Origin of the sequence: Aporhodopirellula rubra, from assembly GCF_014192335.1 — a bacterium.
Classification (GTDB): domain Bacteria; phylum Planctomycetota; class Planctomycetia; order Pirellulales; family Pirellulaceae; genus Rhodopirellula; species Rhodopirellula rubra.
Genome location: NZ_JACHXU010000005.1, coordinates 106,291 through 131,441 on the forward strand (window position 1 = coordinate 106,291; position 25,151 = coordinate 131,441).

The following is a 25,151-nucleotide window of genomic DNA, read 5'->3' on the forward strand; positions in this document are numbered from 1 at the left end:
TAAGTCAATTTGTCTGAGTCGCTGCGTTTTCCATTTTCAGATCCCCGAAGAAAGATGATATGACCACGCATGCCGAAACTGTCGATTTCTCGTCCCAGGCTTCATTCGATATCCAGCCGAGGACGCGATTAATCTTTGGGCCAGGATCTTCGGCCCAAATCGCTGAACTGGCGGCTTCGCTGGGAGCCACTCGGGTGATGGTCGTCAGCGACGAGGGAATTGTTGCGGCGGGGCATTTCGAACACGTCGCCGATCGACTCCGAAACGCCGGCCTGCAAGTCGGCTCGTTTCACGAATTTGCTGAAAACCCGACCTCCACCATGGTCGACGCCGGTGTCGCTGCGGCCGCGGAGTTCCAACCTGACCTGCTGATCGGACTAGGCGGTGGCAGCAGCCTGGATTGCTGCAAAGGGATGAACTTCGTTTACAGTTGCGGCGGTTCCATCCATGACTACCACGGCGTCGGCAAAGCGACCGCAGACCTCCTCCCGATGATCGCAATCCCCACGACCGCGGGCACCGGAAGCGAGACCCAGAGCTTCGCATTAATCAGCGATGCGGACACCCACGTGAAGATGGCATGCGGCGACCCTCGTGCCGCGTGCCGAATCGCAGTCCTGGATCCCGAACTAACACTGACCATGCCGCAGAGCGTCACCAGCCTGACGGGCATCGACGCGATTTCACACGCGGTGGAAACCTACGTCACACGCCGGCGTAACGCGATCTCAACCACCTACAGTCGCCGCGCGTTCGGATTGCTCGCGAGATCGTTTTCGAAAGTCCTGCGATCACCAGATGACTTGAACGCACGGGGTGAAATGCAGTTGGGTGCATCGCTCGCGGGAATGGCGATTGAGACGTCCATGCTCGGTGCCGCTCACGCGACAGCCAACCCGCTCACCGCTCGGCATAACATCGTGCACGGCCAAGCCGTCGGGCTGATGTTGCCTGCGGTGATACGGTTCAACGGGACGCAGCATGCAACCTGGTACGCGGAACTGCTGCGAGAGATCGATCCGGCGGGCACCGACTCGATCTCGATCGACGAGGCCCCCGACCGCTTGGCCGAGATGGTTCAGGACTGGGTGCAATCAGCGGGAATGGCGACTTCGCTCGACGAGTTGTCGATACCGTCCTCGGACATCGGCATGTTTGTCGACGACGCGTTGCAGCAATGGACGGGAACCTTCAATCCGATCGCACTGGACGAGGACTCCACGCGGGCTTTGTACCGCGAAGTAGCGTGAAGAAGATAACGGGCCCGCTCACAGTAGCTGGCTTCGCCCGAACTGAGTCCCCGATGTCTGACGACCTCGACGACGTCTTCAAAAATGCGTTAAGCCTTCGTTTCCGTCGGGTTGCGATATTGCTTGATCATCGATCGCAGCGGTGACCCGAAACTGTAGTAGCAGAACACCAACGGCAACGCGACCCAGTGCAGTAGGAACATCCCCACGACTGCAAACATCGCTTGCCCGATCTGGTTCGGTGCCCGCCGACCTCGCACCAACTGCGCAAAAACGTGTGGATAGCTGAACCGCGACACCATCAGAAACGCCAAGACGAGCGCCAGCACCGGAATGAAGTAGTGCGAGGCTTGCAGCGACCAATCACTCACGGCCCAAACCCATTCGGGATAGTTCTCCGCCGTCGCAAAGTCTTTCAGGTCGGGAATGGCGATCGCAAACGCGGCCAACGTTCCCGCGGCGGCTGGACTGGGCAAGCCTTCGAAACCTTCGTGATCGTCGTCCTCTGTCGTTTCCACGTTGAAGCGAGCTAATCGGATCAGAACGCAGACCGCGAACAACACACCGATAGCCCAGGTCAGTCGCTGTGGCAACGCGTCACTGATCCGCCACACAATCACCGCCGGCGCGACACCGAACGTCACGGCGTCACAGAGGCTGTCGAGCTCGGCACCGAACTGACTCGCCTGACCAGTCAGCCGAGCGGCCGAACCGTCCAACGCGTCGAACAGCATCCCGCCAAAAATCAACAGCCCGGCGGCAAACAGTTTGGTCTCGAGTTCCCACGCGAGCGTATCGGTACTGACCGCGATCGCGATCGCGGCCAAACCGCAGACGCCGTTACCGAGCGTCAACACGGTAGGCAGAACCGCGAGGGTTAACCGTCGCCGCTCGCCACGCGGACGCTTTCGACGACGACGTCGCCTGCCTCCCTCCTCGGGAATCTCCTGCTCCAATTCCGATCCGTCATCGGTCAAATCCTGAGGATCTGAATCGGCGTCCGTCCACTCGGAAAGTGGCAACCGTGGTTTGAGTTCACTCATGGAGGTTAGGCGTCGGATTCAATGGATACATCGGATTGGTAACGGGCCATCACGGTCGAGCCGGCGAAAATCTTCTCACCGATCTTCGCGACAATCGAAAGCGCGTCGTCGCGAGGGATCACCAGCTCGGTGCGAGACCCCAGCTTAATCATTCCGTACATTTCGCCACGGGCAAAAACATCATCCACCCGTGCCCAGCAAACAATTCGCCTCGCAAATTGTCCCGTAATCTGCCGAATCCGGATAACCCGCCCATCCAGATCACCGCTCTCGAGCTCGATATCGAGTTTCTCGTTCTCGCGAGCCGACTCGGGACGAAGTGCATTGAGAAATTTGCCCGGCCGGTAACGGACCGAAACAACGCGTCCCGGCAGCGAAACTCGGTTCGCGTGAACATTAAATATGGACAAAAAGATACCGAACCGGATCGCAGGGCCGATCACAGGGTCGTCGATCTCAACAATTTCAACCAGTTTGCCGTCAGCGGGCGAGACCACCGTTCCCGTACCGCTGGGAACGGCGCGACGAGGACTGCGGAAAAACCACACGACCAGGATGAAGAGCATGAACGGGGGCAGGAATAAGGGCCACCAAAACAGCGCCATCACAACCGAAATTAGCAACGCCGCTCCGCCAAGCACGAGCAGCTCCGCCAGCCCCACCCGAACAAACGGAAGAGCGTCACGCCAAAGGAAGGGATCGTCGGCGTCCGCCCACCAATAACTTCCTTGGTTACGGTAGTACTTCATGTCACGAGAGTCGACGGGATCGAAGGTCAAGTCCCCGCGTTCTCCTTGTCGTCGGTCGGCCATTCGAGACACGTAGCCGGGGCGAAATTTTCTCAGATACGCACGCCTGGCCCGCCCCCACGCTAATTCCATTGCCATCACCACGCCACCGCCCGGCTGAATCGACTTCACCGCCGGGTCCATTGCCGGAACGGCATCGGTTCTCGGCCGATTCGATCGCGGCGGCATAATGGATTCGGTCGGGGTGCTCATGGAGGACAAGCGTAGCGGCTACAATAACCCTTTGTCGATAAGACGTCCGCTATTTGCCATTCATCCAGACGACATGATCACGCCTCGTTACCTTCTCCCATTTGATTCGCGTCGGGCGATTCACCGATTCACCGACGTCCTCGTTATTGGTGGGGGATTGGCGGGTCTCCGGGCAGCCAACGCCGTTGAACCGAACCTCTCAGTGCTCGTCGTGACGAAGGATCACTTGCGGGAATCCAACAGCAACTACGCCCAAGGCGGGATCGCCGGAGTGCTCGACCCCGAAGACTGCTTCGACGACCACATCCGCGACACGCTGATTGCGGGCGCCAACCTGTGTGACCGAGACGTCGTCGACCGTGTCATCCGAGAAGGACCGCGGCGGATCGAAGAACTCATCCGTTGGGGCACGCAGTTTGACACCAACGCCGGCGAACTCGCCCTCGGCCGGGAAGGCGGGCACTCCCACGAACGGATCGTCCACGCGATGGGTGATGCGACGGGACGTGAGGTCATGCGAGCGGTCATCGACCGTAGTCGCGAGGCGCCGAACATCGATATCTGGGAAAACGCCTTCACCGTGGACCTGCTGACGCTCGAAGGACGATGCCGAGGCGCCGTGATCGTTGGACAAAACGAACGTCCCACGATGGTGTGGGCGAAAGAAACCATCCTCTGCACCGGAGGCGTCGGGCAAGTCTTCCGCGAATCAACCAATCCGTCCGTGGCAACCGGCGACGGAACCTCGATCGCCTATCGAGCCGGCGTCGAACTGCGTGACATGGAATTCATCCAGTTTCACCCGACGGTGCTGTATATCGCAGGGTCGTCGCGATCGCTGATCACCGAAGCGGTGCGTGGTGAAGGCGCTCACCTGCTCGATTCGCACGGCGATCGGTTCATGCCTAACTACGACGACCGCGCCGAACTCGCCCCTCGCGATATCGTGAGCCAATCGATCGTCAGCCAAATGAGCGTGACGTCGCACCCGTGCGTGTATCTCAGCCTCGCTCATCTCGATCCGAAACTCGTTCTCAGCCGTTTTCCCGGCATCGCGGAAACGTGCAAACAGTTCGGCCTGGACATCACGACCGATCGCATCCCGGTGCGTCCTGGGGCTCACTACATGATCGGCGGTGTGACCGTCGATAGCCAAGGACGCACGAGCCTTCCGGGATTATGGGCCGCCGGCGAGGCCACCAGCTCCGGATTGCACGGCGCCAACCGGTTGGCCAGCAACAGTTTGCTCGAGGGGCTCGTGTACGGAGCACACGCGGGCGAGGCCGCGAGCCGTGCCGCCGCGGAAGGACCGCATAAAATGATCGCCTACCGAATCCAACAAACCGCAAGGCAACAAACCCAATCGTTCGATATCGCGGACGTTCGCGTTTCACTCAAAAGCCTGATGGGACGACTCGTCGGGGTGCAGCGAGACGCCGAAGGACTGTCTCAAGCCAACGAACAGATTCGGTCGCTATCGGCGTACGTCATGTCGCATCAATTCGAAAGCGTCGAGGGCTGGGAACTGCAGAATCTATTGCTCACCGCATCCGCGATGACGTCTGCCGCTCTCGCCCGCCGGGAATCCCGGGGGGTTCACTTCCGCAGCGATTTCCCCGAAGTCGACAACGAAAACTGGCGGTGCCACCAAACCCAACAGATCGACGTCGACGGCGGCTACCCGCTCCGTGGCGAACTGATCACCCGGCCCACTTCCGACCACGTTGCCCCGCAATCGATGAACGACTAAGTTTTTGAGTGCACTGCGTTTCTCTTCTTTTCAATTCGAAATCCCAACGTCAAACTTCCCAACATGGCTGCTCCACGCGTTCTCGTACTCCGCGCCCCCGGCACCAACTGTGATGTCGAAACCGCCCACGCGTTCGAGCTAGCCGGAGCGACGGCAGAGCGAATTCACGTCGGACGGCTGACCGAAAACCCGGCCCTGCACAAACGTTATCAAATCCTCTGCATCCCCGGCGGATTCAGCTACGGAGACGACATCGCGGCGGGACGGATTCTCGCCACCCGGATGCGTCACCACCTCGACGAAATGATCCACCACTTCGTCGACAGCGGCGACAATCTCGTTCTCGGAATCTGCAACGGGATGCAAGTTCTCATGAGATTGGGCGTCCTGACCACCGGCGTAAAAACTCCCCAATTGGCCGAGGCTACCGCAGAAGACGCCGTGGCCAGCCCAAGCGACCAAAATTGGGGAAGCGAAACAAACACACCAGAATTCGAAATTCCTCCGGCGACCCTCACCTGGAACAACCACGGACGATTTGAAGATCGGTGGGTGCACCTCGCCGTCGACAAAACCCCGTGCGTTTTCCTGAAAGATATCGACCAAATGTATTTGCCGATGGCACATGCCGAAGGCAAATTCGTCGCTCGCGACGCCGACGCGTTGGAACAACTGCGAGCGGCCGGACGATTGGCGATTCGATATTGCGATACCGACGGCCAAATCCAATCCGAAACGTTGCCGTTTCCGATCAACCCCAACGGCGGTGATGCCAACGTGGCGGGCGTGTGCGACGCCTCAGGACGCGTCTTCGGATTGATGCCGCACCCCGAGCGTCACATCGATGCCACCCAGCATCCGTTCTGGACTCGACGCAAGGTTCAACCCGAACATGGCGACGGACTGCAAATGTTCCGCAACGCCGTGCAGTGGTTCGCGTAGTGCCCGACGCAGTCGATCCCAGCGAAACACGATTCGCGTTCGGCAAGAATTGGTCGGCGTTCTTAAAACAAGTCGACTCCCACCGAATCGAGCAAGCGGTTGCCTCCCTTCGAGGCCTCTTGCTGCTCGATCCTGACGAACCTGAACCGCTTTCAGGAAAACGCTTCCTCGATATCGGTTCGGGCAGCGGCCTGTTCTCGCTGGCTGCGATCTCTCTCGGTGCAACGGCCGTCTCCGTCGATATCGACCGTGACAGCTTTGAATGCACCCGAACGCTACGCGATCAGTTCAACGCGTCCGTCAAGCCAAGCACAAAAGACACGCCTGACGCCTCCTGGGATGTCCATCATCTCTCCGTTCTGGATACGGCGGCAATGTCTTCATTGGGTTTGTTCGACGTCGTGTACAGTTGGGGCGTGCTGCATCACACAGGCAAGATGACGCTCGCGATCGAAACCGCGTCTGCTCGCGTTGCAGCCGACGGATGGCTAGCGATCGCAATCTATAACGATCAGGGCGGAGCCAGTCGTCGATGGCATTTGATCAAACGAGGCTACCACGGCCTGCCGTCGACCCTACGCCCGATCTATGTCGCTGCGGTCGCAGGTGTCTACGAAACCAAATTCGCGATCGCACGTTTGGCCCGAGGGCGCAATCCGCTGCCATTCTCCGATTGGCGGAGTAAACGTGACGATCGAGGCATGAGCGTCTGGCACGATTGGGTCGACTGGATCGGAGGCCTGCCGTTCGAAGTCGCCACCCCCGAGGCAATTATCCTGCCGCTCCGCCGTCGCGGCTTCGTGCTCGAAAACCTCCGGACAGTTGGCTCAGGGTGGGGATGCAACGAATTCGTATTTCGACGCGAAGCCTGCCCCACCGAAGACGCTCAAAACGCGAGCTAACTCGTCGCAGAACGATCCGTACGATCGCGGATCGCCGAAACGCAACTCTTGTTACGCTTCGGCACGTTGTCGGCGACTAAGCGTCCGGAGGGATGCTCATCAGGAACTCGACGTTGTTCTGCGTCGTGGCGAGTTTCTTCGTCAGCGTCGTCATCGCATCGGTCGGCGACAACTCCGCGAGCGAACGCCGCAACGTTTGAATCCGGCGATACTCTTCATCGTCGAACAAGATCTCCTCCCGACGAGTGCCGCTGCGAGACAGGTCGATCGCTGGCCAAACGCGTCGTTGCACGAGGTCTTGATCGAGAACGATTTCCAAGTTTCCGGTACCTTTGAACTCCTCAAAGATCACGTCGTCCATGCGACTGCCGGTATCGACCAAGGCGGTCGCGAGGATCGTCAACGAACCTCCCTCTTCTACCTTGCGCGCCGAACCAAAGATCGCTTTCGGTTTCTGCATCGCACCGGCGTCGAGTCCTCCGGTCAGAATCTTGCCAGTGGCCGATTCGGTATCGCTGTTAAAGGCTCGAGCGAGGCGCGTGATCGAATCCAAAAAGATGACGACATCGGTTCCCGATTCGACCATCCGCTTTGCTTTCTCGACCACCATTTGCGCGACCTGGATATGCCGGGCCGGTGGCTCATCGAACGTGCTACTGATCACCTCACACTGGTGCGATTTGATTTCACGCTCCATCTCGGTAACTTCTTCAGGCCGCTCGTCGATCAGCAATACGAAGACGTACGCCTCCGGATAATTGGCCAACACGCCGTGGGCGAGTTGCTGCATCAGGATCGTTTTTCCCGCGCGCGGCGGGCTCACGATCAGACCGCGTTGCCCGAAACCGATCGGGGTGAACAGATCAACGACGCGCGTGCTCATCTCCTTCGCCGAATGCTCCATCACGATTCGCGTGCGAGGATGCAGCGGCGTGAGTTCGTCGAACGGAACTTGACGTCCACGACGCGACGGTTCGTGGTGGTTGATCGCTTCAATGCGCAGCAAAGCGAAGTAACGTTCGTTCTCTTTGGGCGGACGAATTTGCCCGGCGACGTGACTTCCGGTATGCAGCCCGAACCGACGAATTTGACTCGGTGAGACGTAGATATCGTCAGGGCACGAAAGGTAGTGGTACTGCGCACTTCGCAAGAACCCGAACCCGTCGGGCAGGATTTCGAGTGTGCCTTCACCGTACATCAATCCGTTGGCACTCATCTTCGCTTTGATCAAGCGAAACACCAGTTCCTGGCGAGCGAGGCCTCCGATGTCCTGCAGACCTTCTCGTTCGGCGAGGACGAGCAGATCCGGATGGGACATCTGCTGCAATTGCACGAGATTGATCGGGGACTCGTTTTCATCGGGATGCGGGATCCCAACACGACCTCCGGCTTTCGTAACCTCGCTGACAATTTCTTCGGGCAGCGACAACGGATCGCGTTCGGCATCGAGTTCACGAACGCGCTGATCGACAGCTTGGTCAGGGTGGCGCATGCGGCGAGGCCCACGACGAGAGTCGCGCGCCGACCTTGGCGGGGTGGGGGGTTCCATGATAAGGAGAACCGGTCGGGGAGGGGTGAGAAGAGAGGAGTCTGTCGACGTCTCGTTTAGATAAGACACGAGGAGTCGAGGAGGGGTTCAGCCGCTCCCTATGGAACGATGCGCTGAACAAACTCCTAGTGTAGCCAACTGGTACTCTATTGTCAGCCTTGATTCTTGATTGTCACCGGAGAGGATGCTGTTACGCCCTTGGGGGGGATTCGATGGTGTCTGATTGGCAAAGGACGCCGTTTGTGCGGAAAAATCCGCCGATATGAGAAGATAGGAAACCCAACTCGAGGATCCGGCTTCTAAGGTTTTTGGCGGATTTGCCGTTTCATCGCGTAATCCGACTAAGCCTGAGCCGACCTTGCGACCGATACTACCGGTACAACCCGATATCCATACGACACCATCCGTGGTGGACACGGAGATTCGGGCAGATTCAAGCGACCCGCAGCCACGCGGGGAAGATTCGAACTCGTTAGATCCGTTGACGTTTTGGACGTTAGCGAGTCGATCGTGGTTGATTCTCAGGGCGCTGGCAGCAACTCCTAGCATGACGGTGGAATAACGATGTCGGTACGGAAGCTGACGACGAAATTGGCGATGTTGCTGGTATTGATAACCGGAGGCGTCAACGCATCGGCGAAAGATCACGATCTGCCGCCCGCAGACCCGTTCGCGTTTGATCCAGATTTTAATTGGTTCGAGCCGATCTATGATGCGGACATCCTGGACATGAAGCCTAAAAAGCGGGCTCATACCGGGTGGTTCTCTACGTACGACCGGATCCATCTTTATGGATCACGGCCCGAACAGATAGACGACATCAACGACAGCAACAAGCTCGACGCTGGCGGTGGTCACCGTTACGAAATCGGCTACATGCGTCCCGATGAAGACACGGGTATGCTGTTCACCTTCCTCGAAAACTCGGCGGTCGGCCGGGACGGTTTGCGAGTCGATGCTCTCAACCGGATTAACGATGAGGATTTGGACGGAGAGCCCGCCTTTGCACTCGGCGATAACCGCTTCGGCCTTCCCGTGTTCCCCGAAGACGGTAACGTCATCGGCTATTCGCGGCGATTCTATGAGGTCGGTTTGACTCTCAATGACATGAGCATGCGTAGCTATGAGTTGAGCAAAACTTGGCGTATGGAACCGTACCATTATGGCGGTATTCTCGAACCGATGCTCGGCCTGCGTGTTATCACTGCGGACGACTCCGGCTCGCTAAGCGTACTCAATCGACCACTCCAGGACGGTGTCGGTTTCGGTACCTCTCCGTATGTCGTTCCACTGCTCGGCGTCGAGTTTGAGAACACTGAAATCCTCGAACAAAGCATTGCCGAAATCGAGAACAACATTTACACCTTGCAAGCCGGCTTCCGCTACTTCAAGTATCAAGAGCGTTTTTGCTACTCAGCAGAGTTCCGCGGCTTCACCGGTATCAACTTGCAATGCTACCGCAGCCAACGACGTGAAACCACGGTTGTCTACGACGGCAACACCACTGGATCCGACGTTCTCTCGAACATCACCGTGACCAACGCGGCACAGTTCCTCGAGAACGAAGAGTTCATGATCGGCTTCGACGCTCGTGCAGAGATCGGTTACCAACTCACCAAGATGATTAACGTACGCTGTGGTATGCAGTTGATCGACCTGGCAACCGGCGTGTGGCGTTCGAGCCGAAACTTGACCGAGCAAACCGGTGGGCTCTTGCAGCCAACGATCGACACCGGCGACCGAAATCAACACTACGTCGCCGTCGGCTACACGTTCGGTATCGAACTGAATCGTTAAGAATATTGGGCGGAGGAAATCCATCGTCCGACCACGAAATGGGTCGGACGATGGAGACTCGATTTAGAACAGAATACAATCGGTTTCGGAAAAACCATTCCACCGATCAGCGATTGCTTCTCGCTCGCTTCGCCGTCAACAACAACAGACGGTTCTCATCTTGAAATTCGGTTACCGTCGCGGTGATCATCCAGTAGTCGTCTTCCGGGTCCTCTTCAATCGCCCGGGAAATTCGATCGAGCATCAAGTTCTCGATGACGACCATCGAATCAAATGCCGGTGCTGTCACAACCGCACGTGACATTTCAGCGCTGGGTTGGCCGAGCCCAGGTGCGACGGCTTCTCCATCGGTATCAGCCGGATTCGCATTTCGATGTCGTCCCAGCAGAGTGTCCTGATCGGGAAGAATCTCACGAGCGATCCCACCCTCGACCCATTCTGACTTACCCAGCTCAGTCGACCGGGTTTGGGATTCAACCAAAAAACTCCATCGTTGCCCACGAACGACAAACCGACCTCGCAGCGGACCGACAAACGTTCCCTCTCGAAGAACGATCTGAATCGCACGTTTGGTCGGGGGTTTGCGTTCGCCGTCGGTTTCGCGTTCCCCGCGCAGCGAATCCCCACGCGAGGATTCCACGGCGCCCGCGAATTGCGCCATTGCTGTCCTGGTGCAGGCAAACGTTCCCACTGCCACACCGCCCGTCACGATACTCGCCGCGAGGACGAGACGCCGTAGAGTCTTGGACTTAACCATTGCGAGGAATCGCCAGTGCATGGAGACTGACGACACTGCCGACTGCAATCATTGCCAGCCCCAACCAACGCGGTGGATGCACCCGTTTGGTCGGCTTCGGATGCACCTGCATCAAGAAAGTGCTAAACGAATCACTCGGCGTTGGCGTGGCGTTGCGAGACATGTTCGCCAGAGCCCGCGTTGTCGGTTCATTCAAAACGAACGAATCGATCATGCGAAACTGTGACCCCAGCAATACCAACAGCACTCCGATCAGAAAGTAGCGGTTGCGATTCATTTCCATTTTGAGAGTTCCAGCAAACATGACGGGCGGTGGTCGACTGCTTCACACACACGATTCTCATCGTCACCGCAGTGCAACGCTCCCCAATTTCGCATTACGAAGATGCTTTGTCACGATTCTTTGGATTGCTGTTATTATGGCGGTTTCACCACAACGCTCGTTCGCAACACTTATTCGCCCTGGAGTCCGCGCGGCATGTCGGTCGTCCTGCTGATCGACGGATACAACGTCATCGCGCCTGTTGCTGCGCCGGGGCGAGGCGGAACAAATGATTGGCTCGCGATCGAACGCCAACGATTGCTCGATCGACTCGTTGAGCATCTCGACGAAATCGTTCGACTTCGCACGACCGTCATCTTTGACGCCAAAGACGCACCGAACAATCTGCCCAGCCGCTACGACTATCACGGAATCGACGTGCAATTCGCGGTCGAACACACCGAAGCGGACGACCTGCTCGAACGTATCATCGGCGACCACCCCAACCCCAAGAGCCTGACCGTGGTGTCATCGGATCATCGCGTCCAGGCCGCCGCGCGCCGCCGACGAGCGGGAGCCTATGACTCAGACATTTGGCTCGATCGGCTGCTCGACGGCCACACCCTGCTGCAGCGATACCCCAAACCCAAACGGAACGCCACATCATCGCCACCTACCCAAATCCCCTCGACCGAACTCCCTCGAAACACACCGCAAAGCAACCGAGAACGAGATCCTATCGACGATGAAATCAAAAACCTGATCAGCGACGAGGCACTCGACGAGATGATTCGCCGACATCAGAAGTAAACGTTCTTTCGGTTGAGCCTCGATCAAATCAGAAAATTGATGCCGTGACGAGGTCCTGCGTTTCCGCGAAGTGCTGCATGACGGCATGTACCTCGACGAGGCTCAACACTCGGTGCACCCAATGGACCTCAACGGAAAACTATTCCGGTGTCACAATCCAGAGGTTCACCGCCCCCGTGAGTCTTGGCAACAATCCGTCGCCGTGAATTTGAATTTCGAGTTCATTGTGATTTGACAACCGATCCGTCACATCGAATCTCATTGACTTCACGTGGTGGTCCGCATCATCAAAGAGAGACTGCGAATTCACTCGCACGTCCTCCAAGCGACCTGTCACCTCGCCCAGTTCCAATTCAACGCGTTCCCCCGATTCAATTCCGCTGGGACGATTGAATCGTCGGACGTAGCTAACACGCTGGACAATCGTCTCAGCAATCTCGCCAGACGATGAAGAGCCATCGAGCGATCCCGCATCGTCACCGGAAAGATCCGGCACGTCGACCTGACTCGTGTTCTCTTCGTTCGGTCCCATCGACGACGCAGAGGTTACTGGCGCCGCAGACGAGTGATCGAGTCGAGTCCAGGGTTTCCGCAGTCGGATACGGTGTGCCATCTTTTCAAATCCGTTTACGCGGGGTCGTATGCACCACTGCCCAAACCGCGTCCGCGCGGCATGTAGAGACACAACCCAATTCCGAGGAAATACAACAGCATCAATGGAATCGCCAACGCGACCATACTCGTCACGTCCGCCGGCGTAACCACCATGGAAATGACAAAGATCACCAACGTCGCAATCCGCCAACTGCTGATGTAATCATTCGTTTGAATCAGATCGATGCGTTGCAGGAACAACATCACCAACGGCAACTGAAATGCGATTCCGAAGCCCAGCGGCAACATCAAAACGAAGTTCACGTAGTAAGACAACCGTGGTTCGATGGCGACGTCCATGCTGCTGTTGAACGCGAGCAAGAAACTCAAAACGTATTGCAACACCAGGAAGAACGCCAGCGAAACCCCCGAAACAAACAACACCACACTGAACGGCAGATAAACGTACACATACCGTCGCTCATGCGAATGCAGTCCCGCCGCCACAAAACTCCACAAATGGTAAAAAATCATCGGAGACGCCAACACTGCTCCGACGATCAGGCCGGCCTTCACCCAAATCATGAAAGTCTCTTCGACTTTCAACGAGCTGACGCCTCGTTCGCTCCGCCGGAACTGAACTGTCGGAACCATCGCATTGGGATCTGGAACCGCTCCGATCGCTGCGATCAAATCCGCCGTATGAATCCGCTGAGTACCGTCGAGGACATCAACTCCGCCCGGCGCTGACTCCTTCTCGGGGTCGGGTGTCGGTTTATCGCTCGTCTTGCTGGGCGTCTCGGTCTCTTTTTTCCCCGACACTTTTTCATCGGCCGGCTCAACGTCAGTTCCCAGCAAAGCTTCCGCCGCCGAGGGCGACAGGGGCGTGGGAAGCGCGTACACCAATTCGGCCACCAGGGCATTTTGTGTCAGAAAGCGGTGGAACTTCTGCGTATCCGGGTCATCCGTATTCGAAATCCCCATCAAGACGAGGTCCCGGTCCGCGTTGTACTTAATGATCGCCTGCTTGAGCGGTTCTTGGACGTATCGCACCACCCGGTTGGCGACCAGCAGCCCGAACGCTAATCCGATGGCGAGCCATATGATCGCCTTTACCAACGCTCCACGGAGTTCCTCGAGGTGTTCCCCCACAGTCATCGTGGAGTTGTCAAACAGATCGTCTTTCGGGCGAGCCAGGGCGTCCACAGCGGTCTTTGTCGAAAAAAGGGGAGGGGAGGGAGGGCGTCAGGGAACGAAACGTGAAATTTCTGAATCGCTCACCTAGATCGTTGTCTAACGAATCTACTAGTTTAACTGTTCCCATCAAAGCCGCACGATCTCTTTGCGAATCAAAAACAATCCGATGAAACCACTGCCGAACACCGATCACGTTTCCCCGATCACGCTCGCCGGATGCCGTGTGCTCGCCTTTGTTGGCGAGATTTATGAGGATTTAGAGCTCTGGTATCCCCGTTTCCGCTTGATCGAGGCCGGCGCAGAGGTCGTGGTGGCAGGCCCCGCAGCGGCAAAGACCTACCAAGGAAAACTCGGTTATCCGTGCGAAAGCGACGCCGCCATCTCAGAAATGAAGAGTGATGAGTTCGACGCACTGCTCGTCCCCGGCGGTTTTATGCCAGACAAGCTTCGCCGTGACCCCGATGTCCTGAGGTTAGTTCAAGAGTTTGACGCTGCGAAAAAGCCGATCGCCGCAATTTGCCACGGTGGATGGATCCCCATCTCCGCAGGCGTCTATCGCGGCGTCCGAGTCACCGGTTCACCGGGCATCAAGGATGATTTGGTCAATGCCGGAGCGATCTTTGAAGACGCCGCCGTGGTGGTGGACGGACATCACGTCTCAAGTCGTCGACCGGACGATTTGCCTGATTTTTGTCGCCAATTCCTGGCCTTGATCGCCGCCGGACGTTGACACGCGGCATCGCGAATTCGTATAGGGACGTTGGTCAATCCCGGTATTTCCGGTCTACATACATTCCGTCGTTGCGAATCACGAAGCCCCCACGATGAAAACCGCGAAAATCGAGAGGCAGAATCGGCAACGATCGCTCTTCCGAATCTCCGCGTTCGTGACGCTCGCAATCCTGCTCGCCGTTCCCGGCTGCGCGATCTGGAATGCCGGCGTGTGGACCGAATCGGTCAATCTGCTTGATTCCACCGATGATAATTCCAAAACAGGCAATAATTCCGCCGTCACGTCGCATCATTCGGTTTCCACGCTGACACATCAGTCACGCGACACGATCTCTTTAGCGGTGGAATTTCGGCACATCCCTTCGTCCGCTCTAGGCGAAACGATGTGGCAATACATTGACGAAACCGCCTTCGATGCTCGCGTTCGAAAGGCCTGGATGGCAAACGGCCTCCGGATCGGTCTTCTCAATTCGATCGAAGACGCTCCCGAAGGAGACGCACAATCCGATGGCAAAATGCGTGACCCGATCAACGAGCTCCTCGCGGGCGCTGAGGTATTGGGCTCTCAATCTGACGGCCGAGAAATCATCCCGTTGCGGCCATCGCGACGACATGAATTGCCGCTCGCGCCCGCCTTGGAAGGTTCACACACCGTTCTGCTGCGGCAGAATACCGGATTAACGGGTCGAGATTTACACTCCCCGCAATTCCTGCTCGCCGTTACGGCAGAAACAGGATCGAGGCGAGGCCAATCGAAACTCGAAATCCGCCCCGAAATTCATCACGGTGCCGTGCGTCAAAAATTTGTCAGCAGTGATACCGCTGTTCGGATTCAGGCAGGCCGCGATCGCTGGGAGTTAGCCGAGTTCGACCTCTCCTGGACGACTCGCCCTGGTGCAACCTTGGTCATCGCACCGGTCGTTCAATCGACCGAAAGTGAACCGACATTCGGGCTCGGCCGACAAATGATGCGTGACCCTGAACATCTCGTCGACGATCAACATATCGTCGCCTTCTTGCAGATCGAAAATTAGGCTGCGGTCATTTCGCGAACGGGTTCGACTGCAACCCGCTCGTCACTGGCTCAGATTTCTTCGGCAGCGATGGATTGTTTTTTGAACAACCGCTCCTGCATCCGCTCGCCGCTGGAACCGGATACGGACTTGATTTCTCTTCCTTGAAAAAGCTGTTGAAGATCCCGTTGGATGAATCGTCCGCGGGCACCAAACTCGGCAACTGTTTCGGGAGACTGGCCGGTTGAGCATCGCCGGCAATGGCAAAACCGTCATCGAACCCGGTGCCTGAAACTTGGGTGATGTCGAATCCTCCAAAGGCGTTCTCCAATCCTTCGCCTTCTTCACCGACGGGCAGGTTCCCTTGCGCCATTGCCAAATCTTTTCGCAGACTCTCAAAGTCAATTTGGTCGAGGTCGCTCGTCTTCGCGATCGCAAAACCTCCCAAAAACAGCACCGTGGCCAACGGCACCGTTCCGACAAGGTTGAATATCCCGTTCAAAAAATACGTCATCAAACCGCGACCAATCCCACACTGACCAACCAACGAAACGATGACCGCATAGGAGCCGATCGATGCCACACCCGCGATCAACCCCGCGACCGGTTCACCGGGCATCGCGAATACGATCGAGAAAGTAACGAACATGCTCATCAGCCCGGTGACCAGCACAACACCGATCGATTTCCAAAACCCGAACCGTCCCACACCCGCGACCAACAGGGCAAACTTCATGGAATAGCCCGCCACTAAAAAGGAGCCAACGCATAAAACAAGTACGAGAAGTGCGATAGGAATTGCTGCCGTTGAAAGCGATTCTTGGACAGCCTGGAGGTTGGATTCATTCATTTTGGTCGTGCAAATTGGAGGCAATAAGGTCGGGGTGGCTATCGCAGGGGAGGGTGCCCCCCGTCGGAAACATAGGTCACCATTGCAACGGATCGAAATTTTTTTGACTCCCGTTTTCTGGTGTCGTCAAATGTCGCTTTTCATCGCAGCGGCCGCGAACACAGTGATTTTTCCCATTCCGCGTTGATTCCACCGCGTCGAGCAAAACCTGGAAACGCAGTCGGAGCAATTGCGAACTCGTCATCGCCACACACCCTATCCCGCTTTGAATCCTCTATACTGCGACCCCATCCGGACGATCACACCGTCCGCCCCACCTACCTTCCTTCCACCCCCAATTGCTATGACACATCTACGATTCCGGCCCCTTTGCTTCCAACTAGCGATGGCTTTTCTCTCTGCGTCATGCGTGTCGGTCGCGTTTGCTGACGTTCGTTTGCCCAGTGTTTTCAGCGACCACATGGTCCTGCAACAACAACAGAAACTTCGCATCTGGGGCTGGGCCGCCCCCGGTGAATCAGTGAACGTTCGCTTCGGTGAAAATTCTGCCACCACACAACCCGATGAATCGGGGCGTTGGCAAGTCGAATTACCCGCCGTCGATGCCAACGCGGAACCACAATCTCTTATCGTCCAAGGAAACAACACCGTCGAAGTCAGTGATGTTCTCGTTGGCGAAGTCTGGCTCTGCTCGGGACAATCCAACATGGAATGGACCGTCGCACGGTCCAGCAATGCAGACGCGGAGATCGCAGCGGCCAACTATCCGCTGATTCGCCACATCGCGATTCCCAAGACACCTGAGTTCCGAGCGCGAAACGATGTGCCCGCCCAATGGCAGGTTTGTTCGCCCGAGACCGCCGGACGATTCACTGCATGCGGCTACTTCATGGCGCGAGAACTGTTTCAAGAACTGAACGTTCCAATCGGCTTGGTTAATTCCTCCTGGGGCGGAACGCGAGTCGAACCGTGGACGCCACCAGTCGGATTCCAACGAGTCGACGCCTTGCAAGACATCTACCAATCGATCGTCGGTCGCACTCCCGGCACCGATGCTTACAATTCAAAACTGTCCGCTCACATTAGCGCGACTCAAATGTGGATTGATGACGCCAAACAATCCCTGCGATCGGAAGACGTACTGAATCCTAATCCGACCTACCCATCCGAACTGACACCGTTCACCAGCCATCAAGATCCCACGATGCTGTTCAATGGAATGATTCATCCTGTTCTGGGTTTCCCGATCCGCGGAGCCATTTGGTACCAAGGCGAATCCAATCACGGTGAAGGGATGCTGTACACGGAAAAGAAAAAAGCCCTGATTGGCGGTTGGCGTGAACGTTGGCAACAAGGCGATTTCCCATTCTATTACGTCCAAATTGCTCCGTACCAATATGGAAACGAAGACCCCGCAATCCTTGCTCGTTTCTGGGAAGCCCAAGCCGCTGTTCAAGAAGAAGTCGACCACACCGGCATGGTCGTGATTAATGACATCGCAACAATCGGCGACATCCATCCTCCAGGCAAACAGGAGGTCGGCAAACGTCTCGCAATGCTCGCTCTCAAGAACGATTACGGTCGATCTGAACTCGTTGCGAACAGCCCCGAGTTTGAATCGCTGGAAGTAGTCGGTCGTCAATTGAAAGTCGTCTTCAACAACACCGCCGGTGGACTCAAGACACGCGACGCGAAAGCACCAACCCACTTCGAGATCATCGGTCCTGGATCCGCTGGCTTCCAAACCGCGACCGCGACAATCGATGGCGATGCCGTGTTACTCTCATCGGATAAAGTAGATACCCCCGTCGCGTTTCGATTCGCGTGGCACAAGCTAGCCGAACCCAATTTGATGGGCAGCACGGGACTTCCAGTCGGCGCGACACGCGGTGGTGAAGTCCCCGCATTCGTTGACACTCTTCCGATCGGCGACGGCTACGAAATCGTCTACGACCTCGACCTTTCCAAACTCGGCGAAGACATCCACTACGATGTCGACAACAGCGACTCGATCGAATCATTCGATCGAATCGGCTATCTGCTCGAATTGGCGAGCGACGATGGAGCCCAACGCACACTGTTTGTATCGATGGACGCATTCACCAATGAAGTCGAAAAGATCGGTATCCCAACGTTCGCTTCCGGTGCTCACTTTCAATGCAGCGTCGGATCACTCGACATTTACTCAAACGTCGATGGCATCACGACCGGCACCGGACTCGAAACCGGCAATATTGAGTTTTGGCCGAACAACTACGGCCCCTCCAATGACTCCAAGATAAAAGGAGCCAGTAACCAACTCTACGATACCGGCGACGCACCAAGCGCCCCTGTCGATGGATACGGAAGCATGCAGGTCCATAACTTTGGAGCGAAACAGACTCTCTTCGCAATCAATAAATGGAACGCAGGTAACAAGGCCGATATCGGAATCGGAAACAGCAACGGCGACACTCGCGACTGGACCTTCACGGGCAACGCGAGTTCCTACGACAGCAAACGATTGCGAGTCTACGTGCGAACGAAGTAGACATCGTCTTTTCATGTTCCGTCGCTCGGCACCATCCGATATGGTGTCGATGCGACCGGACCTTCAGTCCGCGATCAAACGAGTAATGCTGTCTTCAGGCAGCGTGTGCTTGACGCGTGCCGTGATCCGAAGCGTGTCCTCAGTTCCCGACGCATCGGTATCCACAAACTCGAATGCCCAAACGTCGGAATCAACGCCAGATGCCAAACGCAATCCGTGATCGATGAGCGTTCCCGCCCAACTCATCACGTCCCACGATCCCGACCGAATCGTGCCGTGAAAACCCGGTTCGAGGAACGCGTTTTTCTCGAACGTGACGTCTCCTCCCTCGCCACGATACGCGTTCACCTTAATCGATCCGATACCTCGCTGATCAACGATTAGTTTCAGCGTGCTGATCGAGTTCTGGTGCCAAAACCCAGCCCCACGATTGTGCGAACCAATCTCAATCAACGCCGGGCCTGAACCGTCGACCGTAAAGCGTCCCTCTCCATCGGCATGCCCCAGTGTGACTCCCGATTGAGTCTCCAACCCGCCTCCTGAGATGACGAACTCGGCGGTGCCCTCATAATTGGTATTCCCAATATCAAGACTACCGAGCGTCGGCTTGACAGATCGTTTCAGCCTCAGCTTTCCTCCGCTGAGACGAAAAATGCCTTTTGACTGAGCATCCAAACCGATCTGCAACGAATTGAGCGTCACGTCGCCACCACTCTGTTCGACCGTGCCGTGCCCACCGGAAAGCCCCACGCGTGTGTGCCGTGTCGATCGTGCCGTTGCCTCGAGTCTCCCTCCCGTGATCTCCAGTTCCCCCGCCCTGCCAAATTCGGATCCGACATAGATCGCGTTGAGGTTGGGCGAAACTCCTTGCCCGTATTTCACCTTGTTGTCGCCAGTGAGATTGATGAACGCAGAGTCCTGGCTGCTCGGAAGCGAGTTCACAGTCCAGTTTTTTTGGTTGTTCCAATCGTTGTCGCCATCACGATTGCTCCACTCAACATCACGATAGACAGACGTCTGAATCGTGTGTTTCTTCGTATCGCTGCCCCGAGTGAGGACTTGCCCACTCGCCCACAGCAGTTCTCGTAGATCGGAATAGTAGACTTGCTGCACCGAGACATCTGCGTCGATGGCCGAGACGGCCGCGACCGCTGCCGATTGACCGAGAACCATAAATACCGGTTCCATCCGGATGGATCCAAACGCGATGTGCGTCGCCGAAACGCAAACGGGGACCAGCAAGTTCTCACACTCATCCGCCTTCGGAACAATGCTCCGATAGGAGATCGGATACGGTCGCAATCCGTGTTCTTGAACATCACCTTCGTTTCGCGCCGCCCCGCCTTGAACGATGCGTTGGCAGTTGTGTGAATCCATCCCGTACGCCGCCATACCAACCGAGTCGTTGGCGACAACGTTGCCGCGACAGTTGTGCTCGGTCATCACGTAGTCTGATTTCATTCGCCGTGCCTCACGCACATACAACTGATTCGAAAACCCCTGCGTGTCCAAGAACTCATCACGACACGGACCGAATGCTCGAAATTGCGATCGCAGGCTTTCTTGCACACGCGGACTCGTCGACATGAAATACCAGAAACCACGAACGTAATTCTCATGCGTTTGCCAAATTTTCTCCCGCGTGGCGTAATCAGCATCAGGGTATTCGTAGTTTCCGCCGATGAAGTCCGTCGAAATGCCCTGCGAGTTATTGATGTCCGTTTTGAAGTTGGGCATCCAGACTGGATTGCAGAAGTTCTTCATCTTTGGCTCCATGCCCTTCGCAACGATTCTTTCAACCCGCCGGGCCGCCAACTCATAGCGTCCGGGATCGTAGTCATCCGGGGGCAACAACTCCCGCCGGTTCGCAGCAACGTTGGTAAAACAGAGACGAAAGTTGTACGCCTGCACTCGATGATCGGCTTCCCCGGGCGTTCCACCATCCCCGTTTTGAACCAACGGAATCAATCCACTCGACCGGTCGCCAGGAATGACGTACGGATCAACACTATCGTAAATCTGATTCTTAGGCGTTCGATCACGGATGCCGTTGAGTGTCTCGTCGTACTCCGAGTTGGCCTCGCGACCAACGCGATAACTCACACCCGCCATCGCCATCAAATCGCCTTCGTAGGTAGCATCGATAAACATCTTGGCGTGATAAGTTTCGCCAGCATCCGTCTGCAGCGAAAGTATCCTTGTCGCGTCCATCGTGACACGTTCAATACGTTGCTCGCGTTGCACCTCAACACCCGATTCTTGCAATAGCTCTCCGAAAATTTTGTCCGCAACATGAGGCTCGAATGTCCACATCGTTGCACCTGGCCCGCTCACTTCCTGGAGCGTGGTTCGCTTTGACCGAAGCGAGAAAAACTCCTCTCGTGTTTCATGAACCCACGCGGAATCGTCCGCGTAGTGCTCCGCCACACGACGGTAAAACTCTCGACTGAGCCCACCGATCACATCCTTGTTACCAATGTCGGTCGCCCCTAAACCGCCTGATGTCATCCCACCGATATACTTCCCAGGTTCCAAAAGCACAACCGATCGATTCATACGAGCGACTTGCACGGACGCGATCACGCCAGCACTCGTTCCGCCATACACCACAACATCGGCATGGGTTGCACCCTCTTCATGCTCTGGTTTTCGACCATGGTTCAGCAGGAGAGGCCGAACCGCTGAGGCCACATGTTTTGCAATGATCGCGCTGCCTTGCTCGCGTGGATGCACCCCGTCAGGCGACATCCAAATCGGCTCCAACGGGAGCAACGAATTCAGATCAACGACGGGAACCTTCGCATCGCGAGCAACTTCCATCGCGGTCGCTCGATATTCCGTCATCAACTTTGCTAACCCGCCGACCTGATCGAACGTCGCCTTCTCGTGACGTTTGAAATAGGCCGCGTGATCAATAGGAGGCAAAGTACAGATAACGACACGACTGTCATGAGAGCGACACTTTTCGATCATCGTTCGAAGATTCGCCGCATAGTCACTCACCGGGACATGTTTCTTACTGTCCACACGGATATCGTTGGTCCCAAAGAAAATCACCACCACATCGGGATTCTTCTCGATCACATCCCGATTCATTCGGCGAAGCCCTTCCTGCGATGTATGACCAGCAACGCCAGCATTCATCGCCTTCACCCCTAACAACCGTCCCAAAATCTCAGGGAACCCACGTCGCGTAATACTGTCGCCAAAACAAACAACGGTCGTCTTATTTCGCTCGGCTCCCACAGCCTGCCCGACCTGAGATTGCGTCGAGAAACCGAGACCGCACGCCACGATAGCGAGATAGCGAATCCAAAGAAATCGCCCCAAAGCAGAACGAGCCTCCAACGAACAAATCATATGGTTGATCAGAATATGCAGGTAAACGAAACAGCAAAACGCGCAGGGAACCCTCGCGTGCTAGAAACAGAACGAGCCCTCGCCACGCAACAAACGCTTAGATTGCTCGGATCGCTACAGGCAAAACGGGGCGAATTCGATCCGTCATAATGACGCTCGATTCGCAGAAGGCTTTGCTCAAAGAATTGACTTAAGGCTGCGCCGTGATACGCAGCGTATCGGGACTCCCCGACGAATCGGTGTCAACGAAGCTGAAACTCCAAACATCGGTGTCGACGTGAGAAGCAAACTGCAAGCCTTCATCGACTAAATCACCATCCCATTTCAGGATGTCCCATTCTCCGGCACTCGGTGTTGCCTCAAATCCAACATCGAGCAACGCACCATTGGAAAAGTGAACATTGGCTCCGTCGTCGGCAGTCGTTTCATGCACACGAATTTGAGAAACGCCTTCGTCGTCGACGCGCACCTTGAGAGTGCTTCCGGTATTCTGTACCCAAAAGCCGTCGAAGTCTCGGAACGATCCGATGTCAATCCGCGATGCTTTCGACCCGCGGACAAAGAACACGCCCGTGCCGCCGTCTCGGCCGAGAGTCACACCGCGACGCGTCATCAGCGTCCCGCCTGATATTTCCAAGAGGCCACGTCCAAGCTGAGGACCAATTTCCAGGCTACTCATCGTAGCACTGACACCGCGGGACAACAGGAGGTTCCCACCACTCAACTGGTAGGTCCCCTGCGACGACGGATCGAGACCGATTTGAAGTGTGTTGAGGTCGACCTCTCCACCGCTTTGCGTCACGATCCCAACTCCACCTGCAACCCCAACGCGGGTATGACGGTCGGAATTTCGGGTTGCAAACAGACTTCCTCCGGAGATTTCCAATTCTCCAAACCGACCTGTCTTCGATCCAACGATGACCCTGCTGAGAACCTCAGTCGCGCCACTGTCGAAAACGGCTTTTTGCTCGTCCGATGCATCGATGTAAACGTCGTCAGACCGCGTTGGCACGACACCTGCGAACCAATTGCTCGGGTCACTCCAGTTGTTGGCCTTCTGCCCCTTCCAATACGCTGCTTTCAGATCATGGAAAGCGAGAACTTCCGATTGAGAAAATGCCCGGTTGAACATCACGAACTCATCCATCCGGCCATTGAAATTACGCACCGGTGACATCACCTCGTCGCTGCCGCGAGGCGTCCAGTTACCCAACTCCAACTGGCCCGTTCTCAGAAAAGAAGAATCAGGCAATGTTTGAATGAAGTCGTGACTGACCAACTCCCCGTCAATGTACTGACTGCACGTTCGATTGATTCCGTCCCATACAAACGCTAGTTGCATCCATGTTCCCAGGCGTTGAGGACCGATGACCGGGTCGCTTAAGAAATCGCTCACCGAATTATCCCACTCGGCCGAACGACGCGCCAATCGCAATCGCCCCATCGGATTATCAGCGCCTGTTCGCGAAATTTTCCACTGCAACTCGCCTTCTACCGCATCGCCCGACATCAGCAGTGAACTGAACGTTCGGTCAATCGACCCGACACGGATGGAAGTGATGCAAGTCAAAGATTCGTGCTCCCCGTCGACCGAAAACAGCACTCGATCGGAAACATTTTTGAAATCCAACGCACGCTTGCCCGTCCAACGCCCACTCGTCCAATCGCAGCCTACGATAATTCCATTCCCGTTACCTTCTGCATCGCGAGCGTGATTGCGGACAATCGTATCCTGATTCCCTCTCAGCCCGTCGTTCGTTCTTTCAAAGTCAAAATAAACGAGACACGAGGGGTCATTGGAAATGGCCTTACGACGTTGCTTCCACGATTGACGCATTTCATTGATAACAGCCCGCGTTCTTGAGTTGATCTCGGCTGTCGAAGGGAATGATTCCGAGGCCGCGGGAATGTTATTGAAGATACCGTCTGTCGCGACGCCGACTGCTTCCCCTTCGCGAAGCTCTCGCATCGGCAAGTCAACCACTTGAGAACTTAACTCCACCAGCCCATCGATGACGTGGACTTCCGCCGTCGTGTCGCCACGGACATCCATCGCAAATGCCGTCCCACGATCAACGACTTTCACCAAAGGCGTGTGCACGAGGAACCCTTGCGCCGGCGGTGGAACATCGACGCTCAGCCGGCCTTTCTCACAGCGTATTTCCATATCGCTGATCACTTCTAAATCGGCCGGACCCTTCAGAACAATCCGAGCGCCGCGGTTGGTCTGAATTTCAATCAAGCCGTTTTCAAACTGAATTCGCCGAGCTTTCATCGGCTCTCCCACGCTCGGTGCGTTCAATGGATTCTTCCATTCGACGTCAACTGCTTTCCTCAGCACAGCGACCCAAACGTCACGCAGTCCGTCGACAGGACGCTCATCATCCACCGACGACGATTGCCCTCCATCGAGAGAACTCTCATTGGACGCGTTCATGTCGGAAGAATTCAGTGCGACCTGATCACGCGTGCCAACGCGTCCGCCATCACGCAGAATCCAACTTCCGACCATCGCCAACATCAAACTTGCCGCGAGCCCAGCGACAATCCATTTCAATATCGGTTTGGCCTGACGCGACTCCGACACCGTCGGCAACTTGTCTCCACCTTCGCCGTCCTGCCCCAACACTTTAACGCCCCAGGCCTCCTGCCCGTGCTGACGCAAATGAGCATTTAGTTCGGCACGCTGCCAGAAAAACTCTCGAGCCTTCGGATTTGCGAGCAGCATCTCTTCCAATTCGCGTTTCGTCTCCGAATCGAGCCCTTCGTCGAGGTAGAGGTCGAGCAGTCTTGCAAGTCGATCAATATCCAT

At 56.3% G+C, this 25,151-nt stretch carries 19 protein-coding genes; 9 read left to right on the top strand and 10 right to left on the bottom strand.

What is annotated here, in order from left to right:
• Positions 1-59 precede the first annotated feature (59 nt).
• Positions 60-1,250: an iron-containing alcohol dehydrogenase gene (locus tag FHS27_RS08480; RefSeq protein WP_184304138.1), complete on the top strand. Its 1,191-nt coding sequence runs from the start codon at positions 60-62 to the stop codon at positions 1,248-1,250.
• 89 nt (positions 1,251-1,339) lie between these two features.
• Here FHS27_RS08480 and pssA read toward each other — a convergent pair whose 3' ends face one another.
• Both pssA and FHS27_RS08490 read right to left on the bottom strand, forming a co-directional pair.
• Positions 1,340-2,293 (bottom strand): CDP-diacylglycerol--serine O-phosphatidyltransferase, encoded by a 954-nt coding sequence (pssA, locus tag FHS27_RS08485; protein WP_184304140.1) that lies wholly within the window; start codon positions 2,291-2,293, stop codon positions 1,340-1,342.
• Positions 2,294-2,298: 5 nt separating this feature from the next.
• Positions 2,299-3,294, bottom strand: coding sequence for a phosphatidylserine decarboxylase family protein (locus FHS27_RS08490; RefSeq protein ID WP_246419302.1), 996 nt, complete (start codon positions 3,292-3,294; stop codon positions 2,299-2,301).
• Between the two features lie 73 nt (positions 3,295-3,367).
• Here FHS27_RS08490 and nadB point away from each other — a divergent pair, with 73 nt between their 5' ends.
• The 3 genes from nadB (at position 3,368) to FHS27_RS08505 (ending at position 6,888) form a co-directional block, all read left to right on the top strand.
• On the top strand, positions 3,368-5,044 hold the full coding sequence (gene nadB / locus FHS27_RS08495; protein WP_009093950.1) for an L-aspartate oxidase: 1,677 nt from the start codon (positions 3,368-3,370) through the stop codon (positions 5,042-5,044).
• Positions 5,045-5,107: 63 nt separating this feature from the next.
• Entirely contained in the window at positions 5,108-5,986 is an 879-nt protein-coding gene (purQ, locus tag FHS27_RS08500; protein WP_184304141.1) for a phosphoribosylformylglycinamidine synthase I, read from the top strand.
• Positions 5,986-6,888, top strand: coding sequence for a class I SAM-dependent methyltransferase (locus tag FHS27_RS08505; protein WP_184304143.1), 903 nt, complete (start codon positions 5,986-5,988; stop codon positions 6,886-6,888). The genes purQ and FHS27_RS08505 overlap by 1 nt, the downstream gene beginning before the upstream one ends.
• A gap of 76 nt (positions 6,889-6,964) precedes the next feature.
• On the opposite strand, the gene rho is transcribed toward FHS27_RS08505, so the two are convergent.
• On the bottom strand, positions 6,965-8,380 hold the full coding sequence (gene rho / locus FHS27_RS08510; protein WP_184304145.1) for a transcription termination factor Rho: 1,416 nt from the start codon (positions 8,378-8,380) through the stop codon (positions 6,965-6,967).
• A 621-nt stretch (positions 8,381-9,001) separates the two neighbouring features.
• Here rho and FHS27_RS08515 point away from each other — a divergent pair.
• Positions 9,002-10,234 (top strand): hypothetical protein, encoded by a 1,233-nt coding sequence (locus FHS27_RS08515; RefSeq protein ID WP_184304147.1) that lies wholly within the window; start codon positions 9,002-9,004, stop codon positions 10,232-10,234.
• Positions 10,235-10,340: 106 nt separating this feature from the next.
• On the opposite strand, the gene FHS27_RS08520 is transcribed toward FHS27_RS08515, so the two are convergent.
• Positions 10,341-10,991, bottom strand: coding sequence for a hypothetical protein (locus tag FHS27_RS08520; RefSeq protein WP_184304149.1), 651 nt, complete (start codon positions 10,989-10,991; stop codon positions 10,341-10,343).
• A complete protein-coding gene (locus FHS27_RS08525; protein WP_009093957.1) occupies positions 10,984-11,274 on the bottom strand; it encodes a hypothetical protein in 291 nt (96 codons plus the stop codon). The genes FHS27_RS08520 and FHS27_RS08525 overlap by 8 nt, the downstream gene beginning before the upstream one ends.
• A 102-nt stretch (positions 11,275-11,376) precedes the next feature.
• Between FHS27_RS08525 and FHS27_RS08530 the strand changes: the two genes are divergently transcribed.
• Positions 11,377-12,063 carry an NYN domain-containing protein gene (locus tag FHS27_RS08530; protein ID WP_184304151.1) on the top strand — a complete coding sequence of 229 codons (687 nt, stop codon included), beginning with the start codon at positions 11,377-11,379 and terminating at the stop codon, positions 12,061-12,063.
• Positions 12,064-12,202: 139 nt separating this feature from the next.
• On the opposite strand, the gene FHS27_RS08535 is transcribed toward FHS27_RS08530, so the two are convergent.
• Both FHS27_RS08535 and tatC read right to left on the bottom strand, forming a co-directional pair.
• Positions 12,203-12,676: a hypothetical protein gene (locus FHS27_RS08535; protein WP_184304153.1), complete on the bottom strand. Its 474-nt coding sequence runs from the start codon at positions 12,674-12,676 to the stop codon at positions 12,203-12,205.
• A gap of 14 nt (positions 12,677-12,690) precedes the next feature.
• On the bottom strand, positions 12,691-13,863 hold the full coding sequence (tatC, locus tag FHS27_RS08540; RefSeq protein ID WP_184304155.1) for a twin-arginine translocase subunit TatC: 1,173 nt from the start codon (positions 13,861-13,863) through the stop codon (positions 12,691-12,693).
• Positions 13,864-14,020: 157 nt separating this feature from the next.
• Here tatC and FHS27_RS08545 point away from each other — a divergent pair, with 157 nt between their 5' ends.
• Entirely contained in the window at positions 14,021-14,584 is a 564-nt protein-coding gene (locus FHS27_RS08545; protein ID WP_184304157.1) for a type 1 glutamine amidotransferase domain-containing protein, read from the top strand.
• Between the two features lie 94 nt (positions 14,585-14,678).
• Positions 14,679-15,620: a hypothetical protein gene (locus FHS27_RS08550; protein ID WP_184304159.1), complete on the top strand. Its 942-nt coding sequence runs from the start codon at positions 14,679-14,681 to the stop codon at positions 15,618-15,620.
• A gap of 7 nt (positions 15,621-15,627) precedes the next feature.
• Here the strand turns inward: FHS27_RS08550 and FHS27_RS08555 are convergent, their stop codons facing one another.
• Positions 15,628-16,449, bottom strand: coding sequence for a hypothetical protein (locus FHS27_RS08555; protein WP_184304161.1), 822 nt, complete (start codon positions 16,447-16,449; stop codon positions 15,628-15,630).
• A 385-nt stretch (positions 16,450-16,834) separates the two neighbouring features.
• Between FHS27_RS08555 and FHS27_RS08560 the strand changes: the two genes are divergently transcribed.
• The gene (locus FHS27_RS08560; RefSeq protein ID WP_246419304.1) at positions 16,835-18,979 is read left to right on the top strand and encodes a sialate O-acetylesterase; all 2,145 of its coding nucleotides are present in this window, start codon (positions 16,835-16,837) and stop codon (positions 18,977-18,979) included.
• A 63-nt stretch (positions 18,980-19,042) separates the two neighbouring features.
• Here the strand turns inward: FHS27_RS08560 and FHS27_RS08565 are convergent, their stop codons facing one another.
• Entirely contained in the window at positions 19,043-22,339 is a 3,297-nt protein-coding gene (locus FHS27_RS08565; protein WP_184304165.1) for an FAD-dependent oxidoreductase, read from the bottom strand.
• 190 nt (positions 22,340-22,529) lie between these two features.
• The gene (locus tag FHS27_RS08570) at positions 22,530-25,151 is read right to left on the bottom strand and encodes a LamG-like jellyroll fold domain-containing protein (RefSeq protein WP_184304167.1); all 2,622 of its coding nucleotides are present in this window, start codon (positions 25,149-25,151) and stop codon (positions 22,530-22,532) included.